This is a genomic window from Plantactinospora sonchi, assembly GCF_036422035.1.
Taxonomy (GTDB): Bacteria; Actinomycetota; Actinomycetes; order Mycobacteriales; family Micromonosporaceae; genus Plantactinospora; species Plantactinospora sonchi.
On record NZ_JAZGQK010000024.1, the window covers coordinates 64,587 to 81,983 of the forward strand.

Consider the following 17,397-nt stretch of genomic DNA (forward strand, 5'->3'; position numbering starts at 1 on the left):
CGGGCGATCGGCCGGTTCACACCGACCCGTCCGGATTCATTCGGCGAAACGGTGCTGACCGGGCCCGTCGGTGGCGCCCCGGACCAGGTCCACGAACCACCGGTGCAGCCGGCGGTCGCCGGTCAGCTCGGGGTGGAAGGCGGTGGCGACCACGTTGCCCTGCCGAACCGCGACGATCCGGCCGGCGCCCGGACCCTCGGTCACCCGCCCGAGCACCTGCACACCGTCGGCGACCCGCTCGACCCAGGGCGCCCGGATGAACACCGCGTGGAAGCTCGGCCCCGGCACGCCGGCCAGCTCGACCGGCGCCTCGAAGGAGTCCACCTGCCGTCCGAAGGCGTTACGCCGGACGGTCATCTCGATCCCGCCGAAACTCTGCTGGTCGGGACGGCCGTCCAGGACCTCGGTGGCGAGCATGATCATGCCGGCGCAGGAGCCGTACACCGGCAGGCCCGCGCCGATCCGCTTGCGGATCGGGTCCAGCAGGTCGAACGCCTCGGCCAGCTTGCTGATGGTGGTCGACTCGCCGCCCGGTACGACCAGGCCGTCGACCCGCTCCAGCTCCTCTGGCCGGCGCACCGCCACCGCGGTCGCCCCGGCCCCGGTCAACGCGGCCAGATGCTCCCGTACGTCACCCTGCAGCGCGAGGACCCCGACGGTCACCTCCGCCAAGGCTCACCAGCCCCGCTCGGCGAGCCGGTGCGGCACCGGGATGTCGTCGACGTTGATCCCGACCATCGCCTCGCCGAGCCCACGCGACACCTTGGCCAGCACGTCCGGGTCGTCGTAGAAGGTGGTCGCCTTGACGATCGCGGCCGCGCGCTGGGCCGGGTTGCCGGACTTGAAGATCCCGGAGCCGACGAAGACGCCCTCGGCACCGAGCTGCATCATCATCGCCGCGTCCGCCGGGGTGGCGATGCCGCCCGCGGTGAACAGCACCACCGGCAGCTTCCCGGTCTCGGCGACCTCCTTGACCAGCTCGTACGGCGCCTGCAGCTCCTTGGCCGCGACGTACAGCTCGTCGGCCGGCAGCGAGCTGAGCCGACGGAGCTCCTGGCGGATCTTGCGCATGTGGGTGGTGGCGTTGGAGACGTCACCGGTGCCCGCCTCGCCCTTGGAACGGATCATCGCCGCGCCCTCGGTGATCCGGCGCAGCGCCTCGCCGAGGTTGGTCGCGCCGCAGACGAACGGCACGGTGAACGCCCACTTGTCGATGTGGTTGGCGTAGTCGGCCGGGGTCAGCACCTCGGACTCGTCGACGTAGTCGACGCCGAGTGCCTGCAGGACCTGGGCCTCCACGAAGTGGCCGATCCGGGCCTTGGCCATCACCGGGATGGAGACCGCGTTGATAATCCCGTCGATCATGTCCGGGTCACTCATCCGGGAGACCCCGCCCTGGGCACGGATGTCGGCCGGCACCCGCTCCAGCGCCATCACCGCGACCGCGCCGGCGTCCTCGGCGATCTTCGCCTGCTCGGGGGTGACCACGTCCATGATCACGCCACCCTTGAGCATCTCGGCCATGCCCCGCTTCACCCGGGCGGTGCCGATCACCGGGGCGGTGGCCTGAGCCTCGGTCGACGGGTCGGAACCGGACTGGATGGTGGATTCGGACACGGCGTTCTCGCTCCTCGACACGTTCGGTGGCTGATATCCGATTCGATGCTACGTGGAATGCAACGCCACACCGACAGCCAATCAGACCCCGGGTGGCCTGCCATGTGGCCGGGCTCACCCGGCCCCGGTCACCCGACGGAGAGTCCCGGCCGGGTGTTCAGGGTCGGATCGTCGATGTCGAAGTAGCGCGGCTGTTCGTGTTTGCGAGCCATCCTGAGCAGCCGTACCAGTGGACGGCGCCGTACCGAGAGGGCGTCGCGGACCAGGTCGGTGTGCACCTGGCGGGCCAGGGCGAGCCGGCGGCTGGCACCGATGACCGCCTCGGCGGCCGGATCGTCCGGATCGAGCGGGGTCAGTCGCAGTTGTCGGGTGAGATCGTTCTCCGCGGCCTCCCGCTCGTCGCCCTCGGCGTCGAGCGCGATCCGGGACGCCGCGTACAACTCCACCGAGTACCGCTCCTCGGCCAGCACCGCGGCGGCCGCGCCCCGGCGGAGCAGGTGCGCGTCGAGCGCACGCGCCGCCGACCGCACTCGGGAGTGCAGGCGGTCGACCCGGGCCGCGGTCCAGGTCAGGTACACCGTTACCAGGACGGCCGCGGCGACGGCGCCCACCACCCACCACATGCCCGGCATCGTAGTGCCGTCGCACCCGACGCCCCCTGGCACGTCGCCGGCGTCGATCCGGTCGGCCGGCCCCGGAGCCGGCCGCTCGGCGCCCCGGCCACGTCCCAGGACGTCCCGGGGCACGCCGAGACGCTCGGACGCAAGGACGTCCGTCGGTCAATACGCAAAGGGACGGCCCGGCACGCCGGGGACGATCGGCACGTCGGGACGGTGTCCGGCACGCCGGGGACGTCGGCACGGGAAGGCGCGGTCAGGACGGTCCGGCCCACTCCTCGTCCAGCACCCGGCCGTCGGTGGCCTCGATCGCGGTCGCGTACACCTCGAGGACCCGGCGGGCGACCGTCGGCCAGTCGAAGGCCGCGACCACCTCGCTGGCGCAGGCCGACAGCTCCGCACGACGGACCGGGTCGTCGAGCAGTTCCTCGAGGGTACGACGCAACGCCCCCACGTCCCCGGTGGGGAAGAGTTGACCGGCGCGGCCACCGTCCAGCACCCGCCGGAAGGCGTCCAGGTCGCTGGCGACCACCGTCGCCCCGGCCGCCATCGCCTCGGTGAGGATCATGCCGAACGACTCGCCACCGATGTTCGGCGCCACGTAGAGGTCGACGCTGCGTAGCATCCGCGCCTTCTCCTCCTCGCTCACCCGGCCGAGGAAGGTGATCCGTTCCCGCAGTTCCGGCGGTACGCCCTCGTGCAGGTCGGCCACGTCACCCGGGCCGGCGACGAGCAGCCGCAGCCCCGGCCGGCGCGGCGCCAGCGCGACGAACGCCTGACGCAGCACCCCGAACCCCTTGCGCGGCTCGGTGAACCGGCCGAGGAAGCCGAGCGTGCCGCCGTGCCCGGAACCGGACGGGCCCGGCCAGCCCGGCAGCGGCTCGGCGTGGGCGAACTTCGCCACCGCCACCCCGTTGGGAATCTCCACCGCCCCGCCGCCGAGGTGTTCCACCTGCACCTTGCGGGCCAGCGCGCTGACCGCGATCCGGGCGGTGATCCGCTCCAGCACCAGTTGCAGCATGCCCTGGGCGACCGCCAGTGCCCGGGACCGGGTCATCGCGGTGTGGAAGGTGGCCACGACCGGTCCCCGGGTGGAGAGCACGGCGAGCAGCGAGAGGCTGAGTGCCAGCGGCTCGTGCACGTGCAGCACGTCGAACTCGCCCCGGGCCAGCCACCGCCGGACCCGGGCGGTGGAGACCGGGCCGAAGGTGATCCGGGCTACCGAGCCGTTGTACGGCAACGGCACCGACCGGCCCGCCGGCACGACGTACGGCGGCAGTGGCGAGTCGTCGTCGGCGGGCGCCAGCACACTCACCTCGTGTCCGAGACCGATCAACGCCTCGGCGAGGTCCATCACGTGGTTCTGCACACCGCCGGGAACATCGAGGGAGTACGGACACACGATGCCGATCCGCACTGGTCCCTCCCCCTCAGACCGGCCCGGCCGTCGTCGTCGGACCCGCCGGCGGCTCCGATGCCACGGCGGGCGGCTCCGACGCGGCCGGGGTCGACGACTCGTCGATCCAGACCCGCTGCAGCATGTGCCAGTCTTCCGGGTGCTGGGCGATGCCGGCGGCCAACTCGTCGGCGACCAACTGGGTCAGGACCCGGACCCGCTCGACGAGCGGGCCGCTGTCCGGATCCGGCACCGTCAGCGGGCCGACGAGCCGACCTCGGGGCCCGTCCGGTTCGTACCACATGTTGGCGACGTACAGCGGGGCACCGGTGCGGATCGCGAGCAGCGCCGGGCCGGCCGGCATCCGGGCCCGTCCGTCGAAGAACCGCACCTCGATGCCGCGCGCCGAGAGGTCCCGGTCGGCGAGCAGCGGGACGAGCCAACCCTCACCGAGCCGGTCGGCCAGTACGTCGAAGGGGGCCCGTTCGCCGCCGTGGGTGGGCAGGATCTCCATGCCGAGCCGTCGCCGGAAGGCGAAGAAGCGTTCGTACACCCCCTCCGGCTTGAGCCGTTCCATGACGGTGGCGATCGGCCAGTCCATCGCGGCGACCCAGGCACCGGCGGCATCCCAGTTGCCGGCGTGTGGGAGGGCCACCACCGCGCCCCGACCGGTGGCCATCTCGGCGGCCAACACCTCGGCACCGTCCAGCCGGAAGTGCTCCCGGATCTGCGCCCGGGTCAGCGACGACAGCCGGAACATCTCCAGCCAGTAGCGGGCGTACGACCGCATGGCCCGGCGCAGCAGCTGCTCGAACTCGGCGGCGGGCAGCTCCGGACCGACCACCCGGCGCAGGTTGGCGGCGAGTCGGGTGGTACCCCGACCGCGCTTGCGGTAGGCGCGGTCGGCGGCGGCCTGGAACACCGCGGCGGCGACCGGCCGTGGCAGCGCGCGTACCACGCGCCAGCCCGCCAGGTAGGCGAACTCGACCGGTGTCACCGGGGCGCCCGCGACAGGTCGCCCGGCCTCACGCGTCCACGCCCAGGTCGGCGGCCTGTGTCTGCCGGTAGACGTGGGCCATCCGCTGTCCGACGGTGAACAGCGACACGGCGGCGAGCAGCCAGAGCGCCGTGACCAGCGCCCAGCCGAGCCCGAGGCCGGTGAGCAGCCCGCCGACGCCGACGATCAGCAGCCGTTCGGTCCGCTCGGCGATCCCGACGTTGCAGGTCAGCCCGAGCCCCTCGGCGCGCGCCTTGACGTACGAGACGAGCCCGCCGGCGATCAGGCAGATCAGCGCGGCGGCGACCCCGAGGTGGTCGTCCCGGGTGGCCAGCCAGTACGCGACGGCGCCGAAGACGGCACCGTCGGAGACGCGGTCCATGCTCGAGTCGAGGAAGGCGCCGAACCGGGTGGAGCCACCACTCATCCGGGCCATCGTGCCGTCGAGCAGGTCGGTCAGCGCGAAGAAGGTCACGACCAGCGCACCGGCGACCAGGTAGCCCCGGGCTCCGAGCACGATCGAGCCGACCAGCACACCGAGCGTGCCGGTGACGGTGACGGCATTGGGCGTCACCCCGACCCGCAGCAGGGTCCGGGCGATGGGTTCGACGACGCGGGTCATGCCGGCCCGGGCCGACACTTGGAAGATCTTCGCCATGGCGGTCCCACCATAACGGGCGGCGCACGGAGGCGGTACGCCCGGTGGCGCATACTTCCCGCCGCGGGGTTGTGTCACGTCTTGTGCGGGTGTGAGATCGGAGCAGGGGACGTGACGTCGCTCACTCTGCCACCTGGCACGTCTCCGACGCACGGCAGGCCACCCGAGGATATCGCCGCGGAGTCGCCAGGGCAGCTCCCCCGTCGCACGCGGCGGTCGCCACCAACCACCGGCACAGGGAGGTGCGCCCGATGGCGCAGAAGAATCACGAGAAGGGGGTCACCGGCCCGGCGCCGGTGGTGGACGAGCCCGGCAGGGTTCGCAACGTGGTGCTCGTCGGCCACTCCGGAGCGGGGAAGACGACCCTGGTCGAGGCGCTGCTGTCGGCGACCGGCACGATCTCCCGGCCCGGAGCCGTCACCGAGGGCACCACGGTCTGCGACCACGACCCCGCGGCGGTACGTCAGCAGCGCTCGATCAACCTCTGCTGCGCCCCGCTGCTCCACGGCGATGTGAAGGTCAACCTCCTCGACACCCCCGGGTACGCCGACTTCGTCGGTGAGCTGCGCGCCGGGCTGCGGGCGGCGGACGCGGCGCTCTTCGTGGTCTCGGCGGTGGACGGGATGGACGGCGCGACCGCCGCGCTGTGGCAGGAGTGCGCCGCCGTCGGGATGCCCCGGGCGGTCGCCGTGACCCGACTCGACCACCAGCGCGCCGACCTCGACGAGACGGTGGCGCTCTGCCAGCGCGTCTTCGGCGACAACGTACTGCCGCTCTACCTGCCGATGCTCAACGACGAGGGTACCGACGTGGTCGGCCTGATCGGCCTGATCACCCGACGGATCCTGGACTACTCCGCCGGGCTTCCGGCGGTGGTGCGCGACCCCGACCCCGAGCACCTGCCGGCGATCGCCGACGCCCGCAACGAGCTGATCGAGGGCATCATCGCGGAGAGCGAGGACGAGACCCTGCTCGACCGGTACCTGGAGGGCGAGGAGATCGAGGTCGACGTCCTGATCGACGATCTGGAGACGGCGGTCGCCCGAGGTCACTTCTATCCGGTGGTGCCGGTCTGCGCCGAGACCGGACTGGGGATCGACGCGCTGTTGGAGGTGCTGACCTCGGCGTTTCCCACCCCGCGGGAGCACGACCTGCCGACCGTCACCGGGGTCGACGGCTCGCCCCGGCCGCCGCTGACCTGCGACCCGGACGGACCGCTGGTCGCCGAGGTGGTCAAGACCACCATCGACCGGCACGTCGGCCGGGTCTCCCTGGTCCGGGTCTTCTCCGGCACGCTCCGGCCGGACCAGGTCGTGCACGTCTCCGGGCACGGGATGGCCGAACGCGGGCATCCGGACCACGACGCCGACGAGCGGATCGCGCACATCTACAGTCCGCTCGGTACCGCCCTGCGTGAGGTGCCGTACTGCGTGGCCGGGGACATCTGCGCGATCACCAAGTCGGGTACGGCGGAGACCGGTGACACCATCTCGGCCAAGGACCAGCCGCTGCTGATCGCCCCGTGGGAGATGCCGGAGCCGCTGCTGCCGGTCGCGATCGTGGCGAAGAGCCGGGCCGACGAGGACGCGCTGGCCAAGAACCTGTCCCGGCTGGTCGCCGGCGACCCGACGATGCGCCTGGAGCGGAACCCGGAGACCCACCAGCTGGTGCTCTGGTGCATGGGCGAGGCGCACGCCGAGGTGGTGCTGGACCGGCTCCGGGGCGGTGGGGTCGAGCTGGAGACCGAGCCGGTCCGGGTGGCACTGCGGGAGACCTTCGCGGCCGCGTCGAAGGGGCACGGCCGGCACGTGAAGCAGTCCGGCGGGCACGGCCAGTACGCGATCTGCGACGTCGAGGTGGAGCCGCTTCCCCGGGGTACCGGCTTCGAGTTCACCGACCGGGTGGTCGGCGGCGCCGTACCGCACAACTACATCCCGTCGGTGGAGAAGGGCGTACGGACGCAGATGGAGCGGGGCATCGTCGCCGGGTACCCGGTGGTCGACGTCCGCGTGACCCTGGTCGACGGGAAGTCGCACAGCGTCGATTCCTCCGACGCCGCGTTCCAGACCGCCGGTGCGCTCGCCCTGCGGGACGCCGCCGAGAAGGGGCAGATCGTCCTGCTGGAGCCGGTGGACGAGGTGGTGATCCGGGTGCCGGATTCGAGCGTCGGCGCGGTGATGAGCGACCTGTCCGGTCGACGGGGCCGGGTGGTGGGCAGCGAGCCGGATCCCGAGGGCACCGATCACACCCTGGTCCGGGCCGAGGTGCCGGCCGCGGAACTGCTCCGGTACGCCGTCGAGTTGCGCTCGATGACCGCCGGCGGCGGCACGTTCCGGCGGTCGTTCGCCCGCTACGAGCCGATGCCGGCGCAGCTGGCCGAGCAGATCCGCAAGGAGATGTGAGAGGACGCCGGCGGTCGACGCCGTCCACGACATGACCGTCGCACCCAGCTGAGCGCTCGGCCGCGCCGGCCGCGCGGAAGGAGGCGGCGACCGACCGCCCGCAGCGGGACGACGGACCACGAGGGGGTGGCCGGTGCACCGGCCACCCCCTCGCCGTACCCGGGCAGCGCCTGGCGTACGCCGGCGCCGATCTCGCCCGCCTCATCGGACCGGATGCATTCGAACGCCCGTTCGAATATCCTGGTCTGAGGTGTTCTCGGCGGCAGGTGTGCCGGCTGAGGAACCCTGTCCGCCTTCGGCGTCCGAAGGAGGCCGCCAGTGACGCCGCTGCTGCACACCGCGTTGGCGTACGCCGCTGGCGGCGTGCCGGTCCTTCCGTTGCACAACCCGACCTCGTCGGGTTGCAGCTGCGGCCGGGCCGACTGCGACCGGCCCGGCAAGCATCCCCGCTGGCACCAGACCCTGCTCCGACACGGACTGCACGACGCCACGACCCGACCCGACCGGATCCGGCGGTGGTGGGCCAGGTGGCCCGAGGCCAACGTCGGGCTCCGCACCGGTATCCGGTTCGACGTCTGCGACGTCGACGCGCGGGAGGCGGTGCCACGACTGCGGGAGCTGTTCCGGGACGCGCCGGTCGCCGGCCCCCTGGTCCGGACCGGTTCCGGTGGCTGGCATCTCTACCTGCGTCCGACCGGCGCCGGCAACCGGACCGCCCTGTTGCCCGGCGTCGACTGGCGCGGCGTCGGTGGGTACGTCGTCGCGCCGCCCTCCCGGCACGCGAGCGGGGCCCGCTACCGCTGGGTACGCCGGCCGGCCGCACCGCTGCCCGACTGCCCCGTACCGTTGGCCGCCCTGCTCCGGCCACCGTCCCGTACCGTCGACCGGCACCTGGACAGCCCTGCTCGCGGACACCTCGACGGCTGTGCCGCCGGGGCACCGGATGGTGCCGGGCCGGTCACGCGTGTCCACCCCGGCCCGCCGGGCCAGCCGGCCGGCATCCGGGACAGGGAGATTCGCCGACCCGACCGGTACGCCGACGCCGCGCTCGTCGCCGAAGCCGAGCTGGTGGCCCACGCGGCCGTCGGTACCCGGAACACCACCCTGTTCCGGGCGGCCTACCACCTCGGCCAGCTCGCCGCCGTACGGCTGCTCGACGAGCACAGCATCGCGATCGTCCTCGCCGACGCCGCGTACCGGGCCGGGCTCGACCGACCCGAGATCGACCGGACCATCCGGTCCGGGCTGCGCACCGGCCGCCGCCGGCCACGTCCCGGGCTCGCCGCCTGACCACCGGGGCCCCTGGCGACTTCCCTGGTCAGCCCGGATGTGGGCGGCCCTCCCACTATTGATCTTCGCCCGGCGTTCATCTCGCGGCCGGCTGCCGCTCGCTCCTCCGTGCAACCTTCCGTGCCGGAAGCCCCACATCAACGGAGAAGTGATGCCCTCGAAGAAGACATACGGCGCGCTGGCGGCGGTGGCGGTCGCCGCCGGCACCATGGCCGTCGCCACCACCACCGTGGCCGGCGCCGGCACTGCGCCCACCGGCGAGCGCCGGCCGGACCTGCCGGGCCGACAGCTGGCGTTCGACCGGACCGCCACCTACCCGGTGTTCCAGAACCGTCCGAAGGGCGAGGACCCGGCCACCCCGACCGTGGCGGAGATCTCCACGGTCAGCGACGACGGCCGCACCCTGATCTACACCGACGCGCTGGCCCGGCGGATCGGTTTCCTGGACATCAGCGACCCGGGCCGGCCGCGCGGCCTCGGCACACTCTCCCTCACCGCACTCGGCGACGCCGAGGACGAGCCCACCTCGGTCACGGTGGTCGGGCCGTACGTCCTGGTCGTGGTGAACACCAGCGCCGGCTACACCACCCCGTCCGGTCGGCTCGACGTGATCCGGCTCGCCGACCGCGAGCGCGTACGGAGCTTCGACCTCGGTGGCCAGCCCGACTCGATCGCGATCAGCCACGACCGGCGGTACGCCGCGATCGCGATCGAGAACGAGCGGGACGAGGAGGCGACCCCGGCCGGCGGCGAGGAGGGTGACCTGCCGCAGGCGCCCGGCGGCTTCGTCCAACTCGTCGACCTGACCGGTGGCGCGCCGACCGGGTGGCGTACCCGGAAGGTGGCGCTGACCAACCCGGACGGTTCGGCGCTGACCGCGCTGACCGCCGCCGGGCTGACCGCGCCGACCGACCCGGAGCCGGAGTACGTCTCGATCAACGACCGCGACCAGCTCGCGGTGACCCTGCAGGAGAACAACGGCGTCGTCCTGGTCGACCTGCCCACCGGCCGGATCACCAAGGTCTTCGGTGCCGGCACCGCGACCGTGCACGGTGTCGACACCGACGACGACGGCGACATCAACCTGACCGGTTCGATCACCGACGTGCCGCGTGAGCCGGACGCGGTCGCCTGGATCGACGACCGCTACCTGGCCACCGCGAACGAGGGTGACTGGCGGGGCGGCAGCCGGGGCTGGTCGATCTTCGACAGCCGGACCGGCAAGGTGGCCTGGGACGCCGGCAACACCTTCGAGCGGCTCGCGGTCCGGTACGGCTTCGTCAACGAGGACCGGTCGGGCAAGAAGGGCACCGAGCCGGAGGGCGTGGCGGTCGCCGAGTTCCACGGCACCCGGTACGCCTTCGTCGGCTCCGAGCGGAGCAACTTCGTCGCCGTCTACGACCTGAGCCGGCCGACCTCGCCGGTGTTCCAGCAGGTCCTGCCCGCCACCAACGGCCCGGAGGGGTTGCTGCCGATCCCGTCGCGGAACCTGCTCGCGGTCTCCAGCGAGGAGGACGACGCCTCGGTCAACGTCCGCGCCTCGGTGACGCTCTACCAGCTCGGCAAGGGCACGCCGAGCTTCCCGACCATCGTCTCGGAACCGACGATCGGGGGCGGGACACCGATCGGCTGGGGTGCGCTGGGCGCGCTCTCCGCCGTACCGGGCAGGTCACACCTGCTCTACAGCGTGACCGACGCGGCGTACACGCCGACCCGGATCCTCACCGTCGACCCGACGCGGGAGCCGGCGCGGATCACCGCCGAGCTGACCGTCAGGGCGGCCGACGGCTCCCCGGTCGGCTACGACGCCGAGGGGATCTTCGCCCGGCCGCAGGGCGGGTTCTGGCTCGCCGTCGAGGGCGCGGCCGGCGCCGGCAACCAGCTGGTCCGGCTGGACTCCGCCGGGGTGACCCGGCAGGTCGTGGCGCTGCCGGCGGAGGTCGCCGCCGGGCTCGGCAAGCAGGGCTTCGAGGGGGTCACCGCGACCACCGACAGCCGCGGCCGGGAGGTCCTCTGGGCGGCGCTGCAGCGTGAGGTGGCCGGTGACCCGACCGGGGTGGTCCGGCTGGGCCGCTACGACGTCACGACCGGCACCTGGAGCTGGTACGGCTACCGGCTGGAGAGCACCAGCACGCCGGGCGACTGGATCGGTCTCTCCGAGATCACCGTGGTCGGTGACCGGCTCGCGGTGATCGAACGGGACAAGCTGAACGGGCCGGCCGCCACCCTCAAGCGGATCTACACGGTGGAGCTGCCGCGTACCCCGGCCGCGCCCGGGCCGCTGAAGGTGCTGCCCAAGACCCTGGCCCACGACGTACTGCCCGACCTGCGGGCGACGCACGGCTGGACCCAGGAGAAGCTCGAGGGGCTGACCGTGGCCGGCGACGGCCAGGTGTACGCGATCACCGACAACGACGCCGTGCAGGACGCCACCGGGGAGACCGTCTTCCTCCGCCTCGGCACCGACCGGAAGGTCTTCGGGACGCGGCACTGACCTGGACGTACCACTGTGGACGGCCGTCGGGATCCTCCCGGCGGCCGTTCCCGGTACGGGGGGTTGCCTCAGCCGACCGGTGCGGGCCAGGCGGCGGCGAGCAGCGTACGGGTGTCGGCCAGCAGTTGCGGCAGCACCTTGGTACGACCGATCACCGGCATGAAGTTGGCGTCCCCGCCCCACCTCGGCACCACGTGCTGGTGCAGGTGGGCGGCGATACCGGCGCCGGCCACCCCGCCCTGGTTCATCCCGAGGTTGAACCCGTGCGCGCTGCTGACCTGCCGGACCACCCGCATCGCGGTCTGGGTGCAGGCGGCCAGTTCGGCCGTCTCGGCGGTATCCAGCTCGGTGTAGTCGGCGACGTGCCGGTACGGGCAGACCAGCAGGTGTCCCGGGTTGTACGGGTAGAGGTTGAGTACCACGAAGACCCGCTCGCCCCGGTGCACCACCAGGTTGTCGTCGCCCTCCCGTTCGGGGGCGAGGCAGAACGGACAGCCGGTCGGCTTCTCGTGCCCCTCCCCCGGTCGGTCCTCACCGGCGATGTAGGTCATCCGGTGAGGGGTCCAGAGCCGGTCGAGTCCGTCGGGTGTGCCGATCTCCGCGTGGGGCGCCGCGCCTGTCACGCCGACGATCCTACGACCGGCCCCACCCGACCCGGCCACCCGACCGACAACCACCGCCGCGGCCGGGGCACGGTCACTCCCCGGCGGCCACCACCGGCTCCGCGCTCGGGCCGGAGTTGGTCCGGGACCGGACCACCTCCACCACGTGCGCCACCGCCTCGGCGACCGGTACGCCGTTACGCTGTGAACCGTCGCGGTAACGGAACGAGATCGCCCCCGCCTCCACGTCGGCGTCACCGGCGATCGCCATGAACGGGATCTTCTGCTGCTGCGCGGTACGGATCTTCTTCTGCATCCGGTCGTCGGAGGTGTCGACCTCGGCCCGGATCCCCTCGGCGCGCAGCGCGGCGACGAAGTCCCGCAGGTGTGCCCCGTGCTCGTCGCGGATCGGGATGCCGACCACCTGCACCGGAGCCAGCCAGGCCGGGAACGCCCCGGCGTAGTGCTCGGTCAGCACGCCGAAGAACCGCTCGATCGAGCCGAAGAGCGCCCGGTGGATCATCACAGGCTGCTGCCGGGTGCCGTCTGCGGCCTGGTACTCCAGGCCGAACCGGGCCGGCTGGTTGAAGTCGACCTGGATGGTGGACATCTGCCAGGTCCGGCCGATCGCGTCCTTGGCCTGGACGCTGATCTTCGGGCCGTAGAAGGCCGCCCCACCCGGGTCCGGGACCAGATCCAGCCCGGACGCCTCGGCGGCGGTACGCAGCGCCTCGGTCGCCTCCGCCCAGTCCTCGGCGGAGCCGATGAACTTCGGCGAGTCGTCCCGGGTCGACAGCTCCAGGTAGAAGTCGTCCAGGCCGTAGTCGCGGAGCAGGTCGAGGACGAAGGCGAGCAGCGTGGTCAGCTCACCCGGCATCTGCTCCCGGGTGCAGTAGATGTGCGAGTCGTCCTGGGTGAGTCCCCGTACCCGGGTCAGGCCGTGCACCACGCCGGACTTCTCGTACCGGTAGACGGTGCCGAACTCGAAGAGCCGCAGCGGCAGTTCCCGGTACGACCGCCCGCGCGCCCTGAAGATCAGGTTGTGCATCGGGCAGTTCATCGCCTTGAGGTAGTACTCCGCACCCTCCAGCTTCATCGGCGGGAACATGGTGTCGGCGTAGTACGGCAGGTGGCCGGAGGTCTCGAACAGGTTCGCCTTGGTGATGTGCGGGGAGTTGACGAACTCGTACCCGGACTGCTCGTGCTTGATCCGCGAGTAGTTCTCCAGCTCGCGGCGGATGATCCCACCCTTGGGGTGGAAGACCGCCAGCCCCGAGCCGATCTCGTCGGGGAAGCTGAACAGGTCCAGCTCGGCGCCGAGCTTGCGGTGGTCGCGCCGGGCCGCCTCCTCCAGCAGCCTCAGGTACGCCTTCAGCTGGTCCCGGGTCGGCCACGCGGTGCCGTAGACCCGCTGCAGCTGCGGGTTGCGCTCGTTGCCCCGCCAGTACGCGGCCGCGGAGCGCATCAGCTTGAACGCGCCGATCAGTCGGGTGTTCGGCAGGTGCGGGCCCCGACACAGGTCGGACCAGCAGACCTTGTCACTGTCGGCGTCGAGGTTGTCGTAGATGGTGAGGTCGCCGGCGCCGACCTCCATCACCTCGCCGGCGTCGAGCCCGGCGCCGACGCCCTCCATGCCGGCACTCTTGACCTCGATCAGCTCGAGCTTGAACGGCTCGTCGGCCAGCTCGGTGCGGGCCTCCTCCAGGCTGTCGAAACGCCGCCGCCGGAAGCGCTGGCCGGACTTGATGATCTCCTGCATCCGCTTCTCGAGCTTGCCGAGATCGTCCGGCTGGAACGGCCGGTCGACGTCGAAGTCGTAGTAGAAGCCGTTGTCGATCGGCGGGCCGATGCCGAGCTTCGCCTCGGGGAAGACGTCCTGGACGGCCTGGGCGAGCACGTGCGCGGTCGAGTGCCGCAGCACGTTGAGGCCGTCCGGGGAGTCGAGCCGGACCGGTTCGACCGGGGTGTCGACGTCCGGGATCCAGTCGAGGTCACGGAGGCGTCCCTCCGGGTCGCGGACCACCACGATCGCGCCGGGGCCGTTGGCCGGCAGTCCGGCCGCGCTCACCGCGTCGGCCGCCGTCGTCCCGGCCGCGACGACGACGGGGTCGGCCACGACAGGGGTACGGGCTTCGGACACGACGGCTCCTTCGATCTGGACGAATCGGACTACACCGGTTCTCCGGCTGTGGAGATGCTATCGGTCCTGCGTTTTCTTCCTGCCAGCACCGTGACCTCGGCGTTAGATTGACGCCGTGACCGCCGTTGACGCCATCAGCGCACTGCAACGCAGATACGAGACGTTCTTCGCCGCCCAGCCCGGGGTGCCGTTCGCGGTCGCCCCGCCCGGTGGCCCGGCCCGCACCGTCGGTACCGGCGACCCCCAGTTCACCATCGTGATCAAGGACGAGCGTGGCGCGAAGGCGCTGGCCGCGCTCGACCAGTTCGCCGTCGCGGTGGCGTACCTGCAGGGCTCGCTGGACGTCGACGGCGACCTCGCCGCCGCGCTGCGGATGCGGGCCTTCTTCACCGACCGACATCCGATCGCCTTCCTCGGCCGGTTCGTGCCGGCGCTGCTGCGCGGGCGGCGCGAGGACGACCGGCGGTCGATCTCGCACCACTACGACGAGGACTCGGAGTTCTTCCTGACCTTCCTCGACCGACGGCACCGTTGTTACACCGAGGGCGTGTTCGCCTCGGACGACGAGCCGCTGGAGGACGCGATGACCCGGAAGATGGACCTGGCGCTGGAGGCGATCGGGGTCGGACCGGGCGACCACGTCCTGGAGGTCGGTGGCGGTTGGGGGGCGTTCGCCGAGCACGCCGCCCGGCGTGGCATCCAGGTCACCACGACGACGCTGGCCAAGGAGTCGGAGCGCTACCTGGTCGACCTCTTCGACCGCGAGCGGCTGCCGGTACGGGTGGTCCGGGAGCACATTTTCAACTACTCCCCCGGCGAGCGGTACGACGCGATCGTCAACATGGGGGTCACCGAGCACCTGCCGGACTACCGGACCACCCTGCGCAAGTACGCCGAGCTGCTCCGTCCCGGCGGTCGGGTCTACCTCGACGCGCTGGCGATGCGCCGCAAGCACGTCGTCTCGACCTTCATGAAGCGGTACATCTATCCCGGCGCCTCCGCCCCACTGCTGCTGCACCAGTACCTGCGGCACGTGGCGCACTCCCCGTTCGAGCTGCTCAGCCTGGTCGACGACCGGCACAACTACTACCTGACCTGCCGGGAGTGGGCGCGCCGGCTGGACGACGCCCGGGACGACATCGCCAAGCGCTGGGGCGAGCCGCTCTACCGGCGGTTCCGGCTCTTCCTCTGGGGTTCGGCGGCCGGTTTCGACACCGGGATGGTGCAGGCGTACCGCTGGGTGCTGCAGCTGCCGGAAGCGGCGAGGTGACCGACCGGGACCGACCCGACAGTCCCGGCACCGGCTCCGGCTCCGGTGGTGGCAGCACCGCCGGGGCCGACGGCGGCCGGCGGGGCTGTCACGGGATGCGGTAGAGCCAGATGGTGTGCCCGATCCGGGCGATCGGGGGCTGTCCGCGGACCAGTTCCGCGAAGCCGTCCCGGGAGGCCGACAGCCGCATCGCGGAGATCGCCAGCAGCCCGTGCACCTGCTCCGGGGGCACGGCCAACGGATCGGCCGCCCGGATGCCGTAGTAGCCGGGCTCACCGCGCCCCTTGTAGATCAACCAGACCGGTTCGTCGGCGAGCCGGTTCTCCCGGAGGTGGACCCCCAGTCGACGCAGGTCCTGACCCCAGTCGACGTTCGAGTCGTTGAGCAGGCGGTACGAGTTCGCCGGCCCGCCGAACGCCTCGTTGGCGTACGGCAGGTAGTACGGGTACGTCCGCAGCGAGCTGACCGCGACCGAGGCGACCAGGAGCAGGGCCACCGGTACGACCCAGCGCCGTCGCAGCGCCAGCACCGCCGGGGCGGCCACGGCGAGGAGAACGGGCAGCCAGATGACGTACCGGGAGCCGAAGCTGCGGGCCCCGGTCATCGCGATCGGCAGCAGGATGCCGAGCGGCAGCAGCAGGTAGAGCGCGACCGGGCGGAGGCGTCGGACCGCGAGCAGCGCCGCGACCGCGCCGAGCCAGAGGACGATCATGCCCAGCGGTGTCTTGATCAGGACAGCGACCGGCAGGTAGTACCAGAGGTTGCCCTGGAACCGTTCGCCGAACAGGTAGCCGCTGAAGCTCCGGCTCTCGTAGCCGAGTTGGAGCAGCATCCCGTCCCGGTACGGCTCCGGCAGGGGCAGCAGGCTCACCGCGAGCTTCTTCACCCCCGGGTCGAAGATCGCGACGGACCGGTAGTCCAGGGTCGGATCGATCACCAGGTAGCTGAGCCAGACGGTGGCCAGCGCGATCAGCCCGACGCCGAGCGCGTAACCCAGCCCGGGACGGATCCTCCGCCGGTCCCACCACGACCACCGGCCGGGGCCGCCGTTGTCGGGGCCGTCGCTGTCGGGGCCGTCGCCGGGGGTACCGGTGGCGTCGGCCGGGGTGCCGGTGGTCGGACGGGCCGCGGTCCAGGCGGCCACGGCGGCGAGCAGCAGCACGACCGGGAAGAGCGGCAGGGCGGTCATCTTGGTGGCCAGCGCGCAGCCGAACGCCAGCCCGGCCAACGGCAGGTAGCGCCGGGGTCGGCGGCGGGCCCGCCAGAGCAGCCACACGGTGGTCAGCAGGAAACCGGCCAACGGTACGTCGTTGGTGGCCAGCGAGCCGTGCGCGATGACGTCCGGGGAGAGCGCGTAGAGGGCGAGCGCGAGCACACCGCCCCAGGTGCCGAAGAGGTCCCGGCCGAAGCCGAGCACGACCAGGCCGAACAGCAGGGTGAGCACGATCATCGGGAGCCGGCCGAGCCAGAGCACCCGGTCCGCGTCGTTGCCCGGGCCGTACAGCACCTGGTGGCCGACCTCCCACTGGCTGCCCTGGTACGCCGGATCGAGACGTACGTCGGCGAAGGCCAGGCCGGTGCCGACGATCAGTTTGGCCAGTGGTGGATGCTCCGGGTTGAGCCGCAGGTCGTGGTGCTGGAGATAGCTGACCGCGGCCCCCAGGTAGACCGGTTCGTCGACGGTCGGCGACTGTTCCCGGGCGGCGGTGACCAGGCCGACCGCGAGCTGCCCGAACAGGGCGATGACCAGGGCCGCCTGGAGCCAGCGGCGGTGCCGTCGTATGGTCCCGACCATCGTCCGGGGTGACTCCCTCGACTCGACGCGGCAGCGCGGCCCGGGACGTCCGGGGCGAAGACCCGCACATGGTTCCGGGTCCGGGTGAACGCCGGCGGTGCGGTGGGTGGCCGGCATTC

Annotated in this window: 13 protein-coding genes; 4 read left to right on the forward strand and 9 right to left on the reverse strand. The window is 72.1% G+C overall.

Translation table 11 applies throughout. The features are described 5' to 3' along the window. Positions 1-36: 36 nt before the first annotated feature. The 6 genes from pdxT to pgsA all read right to left on the reverse strand — a co-directional run bounded on the left by pdxT (position 37) and on the right by pgsA (position 5,285). On the reverse strand, positions 37-672 hold the full coding sequence (pdxT, locus tag V1633_RS26025) for a pyridoxal 5'-phosphate synthase glutaminase subunit PdxT (protein ID WP_331217031.1): 636 nt from the start codon (positions 670-672) through the stop codon (positions 37-39). Positions 673-675: 3 nt separating this feature from the next. Then, complete coding sequence (gene pdxS / locus V1633_RS26030; RefSeq protein WP_407952110.1) at positions 676-1,617, reverse strand: pyridoxal 5'-phosphate synthase lyase subunit PdxS; 942 nt, start codon at positions 1,615-1,617, stop codon at positions 676-678. Positions 1,618-1,745: 128 nt separating this feature from the next. Then, a complete protein-coding gene (locus tag V1633_RS26035; protein WP_331217104.1) occupies positions 1,746-2,249 on the reverse strand; it encodes a hypothetical protein in 504 nt (167 codons plus the stop codon). Positions 2,250-2,490: 241 nt separating this feature from the next. Beyond that, complete coding sequence (locus tag V1633_RS26040) at positions 2,491-3,651, reverse strand: glycosyltransferase family 4 protein (RefSeq protein WP_331217032.1); 1,161 nt, start codon at positions 3,649-3,651, stop codon at positions 2,491-2,493. Positions 3,652-3,664: 13 nt separating this feature from the next. Then, positions 3,665-4,627 carry a phosphatidylinositol mannoside acyltransferase gene (locus V1633_RS26045; protein ID WP_331217033.1) on the reverse strand — a complete coding sequence of 321 codons (963 nt, stop codon included), beginning with the start codon at positions 4,625-4,627 and terminating at the stop codon, positions 3,665-3,667. Between the two features lie 28 nt (positions 4,628-4,655). Further along, a complete protein-coding gene (pgsA, locus tag V1633_RS26050; protein ID WP_331217034.1) occupies positions 4,656-5,285 on the reverse strand; it encodes a phosphatidylinositol phosphate synthase in 630 nt (209 codons plus the stop codon). A gap of 251 nt (positions 5,286-5,536) precedes the next feature. On the opposite strand from pgsA, the gene V1633_RS26055 reads away from it, so the two are divergent. The 3 genes from V1633_RS26055 to V1633_RS26065 all read left to right on the forward strand — a co-directional run bounded on the left by V1633_RS26055 (position 5,537) and on the right by V1633_RS26065 (position 11,471). Beyond that, positions 5,537-7,687 (forward strand): elongation factor G-like protein EF-G2, encoded by a 2,151-nt coding sequence (locus V1633_RS26055; RefSeq protein ID WP_331217035.1) that lies wholly within the window; start codon positions 5,537-5,539, stop codon positions 7,685-7,687. Positions 7,688-8,005: 318 nt separating this feature from the next. Continuing rightward, positions 8,006-8,977 (forward strand): bifunctional DNA primase/polymerase, encoded by a 972-nt coding sequence (locus tag V1633_RS26060; RefSeq protein WP_331217036.1) that lies wholly within the window; start codon positions 8,006-8,008, stop codon positions 8,975-8,977. A 151-nt stretch (positions 8,978-9,128) separates the two neighbouring features. Then, positions 9,129-11,471: an esterase-like activity of phytase family protein gene (locus tag V1633_RS26065; RefSeq protein ID WP_331217037.1), complete on the forward strand. Its 2,343-nt coding sequence runs from the start codon at positions 9,129-9,131 to the stop codon at positions 11,469-11,471. A gap of 68 nt (positions 11,472-11,539) precedes the next feature. On the opposite strand, the gene V1633_RS26070 is transcribed toward V1633_RS26065, so the two are convergent. Together V1633_RS26070 and thrS are read right to left on the reverse strand one after the other, a co-directional pair. Continuing rightward, entirely contained in the window at positions 11,540-12,094 is a 555-nt protein-coding gene (locus V1633_RS26070; RefSeq protein WP_407952111.1) for an HIT family protein, read from the reverse strand. A 73-nt stretch (positions 12,095-12,167) separates the two neighbouring features. Then, on the reverse strand, positions 12,168-14,213 hold the full coding sequence (thrS, locus tag V1633_RS26075) for a threonine--tRNA ligase (RefSeq protein WP_331217038.1): 2,046 nt from the start codon (positions 14,211-14,213) through the stop codon (positions 12,168-12,170). 115 nt (positions 14,214-14,328) lie between these two features. On the opposite strand from thrS, the gene V1633_RS26080 reads away from it, so the two are divergent. Beyond that, positions 14,329-15,483, forward strand: coding sequence for a class I SAM-dependent methyltransferase (locus V1633_RS26080; protein WP_331217039.1), 1,155 nt, complete (start codon positions 14,329-14,331; stop codon positions 15,481-15,483). 88 nt (positions 15,484-15,571) lie between these two features. Here the strand turns inward: V1633_RS26080 and V1633_RS26085 are convergent, their stop codons facing one another. Then, positions 15,572-17,278, reverse strand: a complete 1,707-nt coding sequence (locus V1633_RS26085) for an ArnT family glycosyltransferase (protein WP_331217040.1) — start codon at positions 17,276-17,278, stop codon at positions 15,572-15,574. Between the last annotated feature and the right edge of the window lie 119 nt (positions 17,279-17,397).

Coding starts and splice junctions, on each gene's coding strand:
- V1633_RS26055 (WP_331217035.1), top strand. CDS start 5,537: ATGGCGCAGAAGAATCACGAGAAGGGGGTCACCGGCCCGGCGCCGGTG.
- V1633_RS26085 (WP_331217040.1), bottom strand. CDS start 17,278: ATGGTCGGGACCATACGACGGCACCGCCGCTGGCTCCAGGCGGCCCTG.
- V1633_RS26065 (WP_331217037.1), top strand. CDS start 9,129: ATGCCCTCGAAGAAGACATACGGCGCGCTGGCGGCGGTGGCGGTCGCC.
- V1633_RS26035 (WP_331217104.1), bottom strand. CDS start 2,249: ATGCCGGGCATGTGGTGGGTGGTGGGCGCCGTCGCCGCGGCCGTCCTG.
- pgsA (WP_331217034.1), bottom strand. CDS start 5,285: ATGGCGAAGATCTTCCAAGTGTCGGCCCGGGCCGGCATGACCCGCGTC.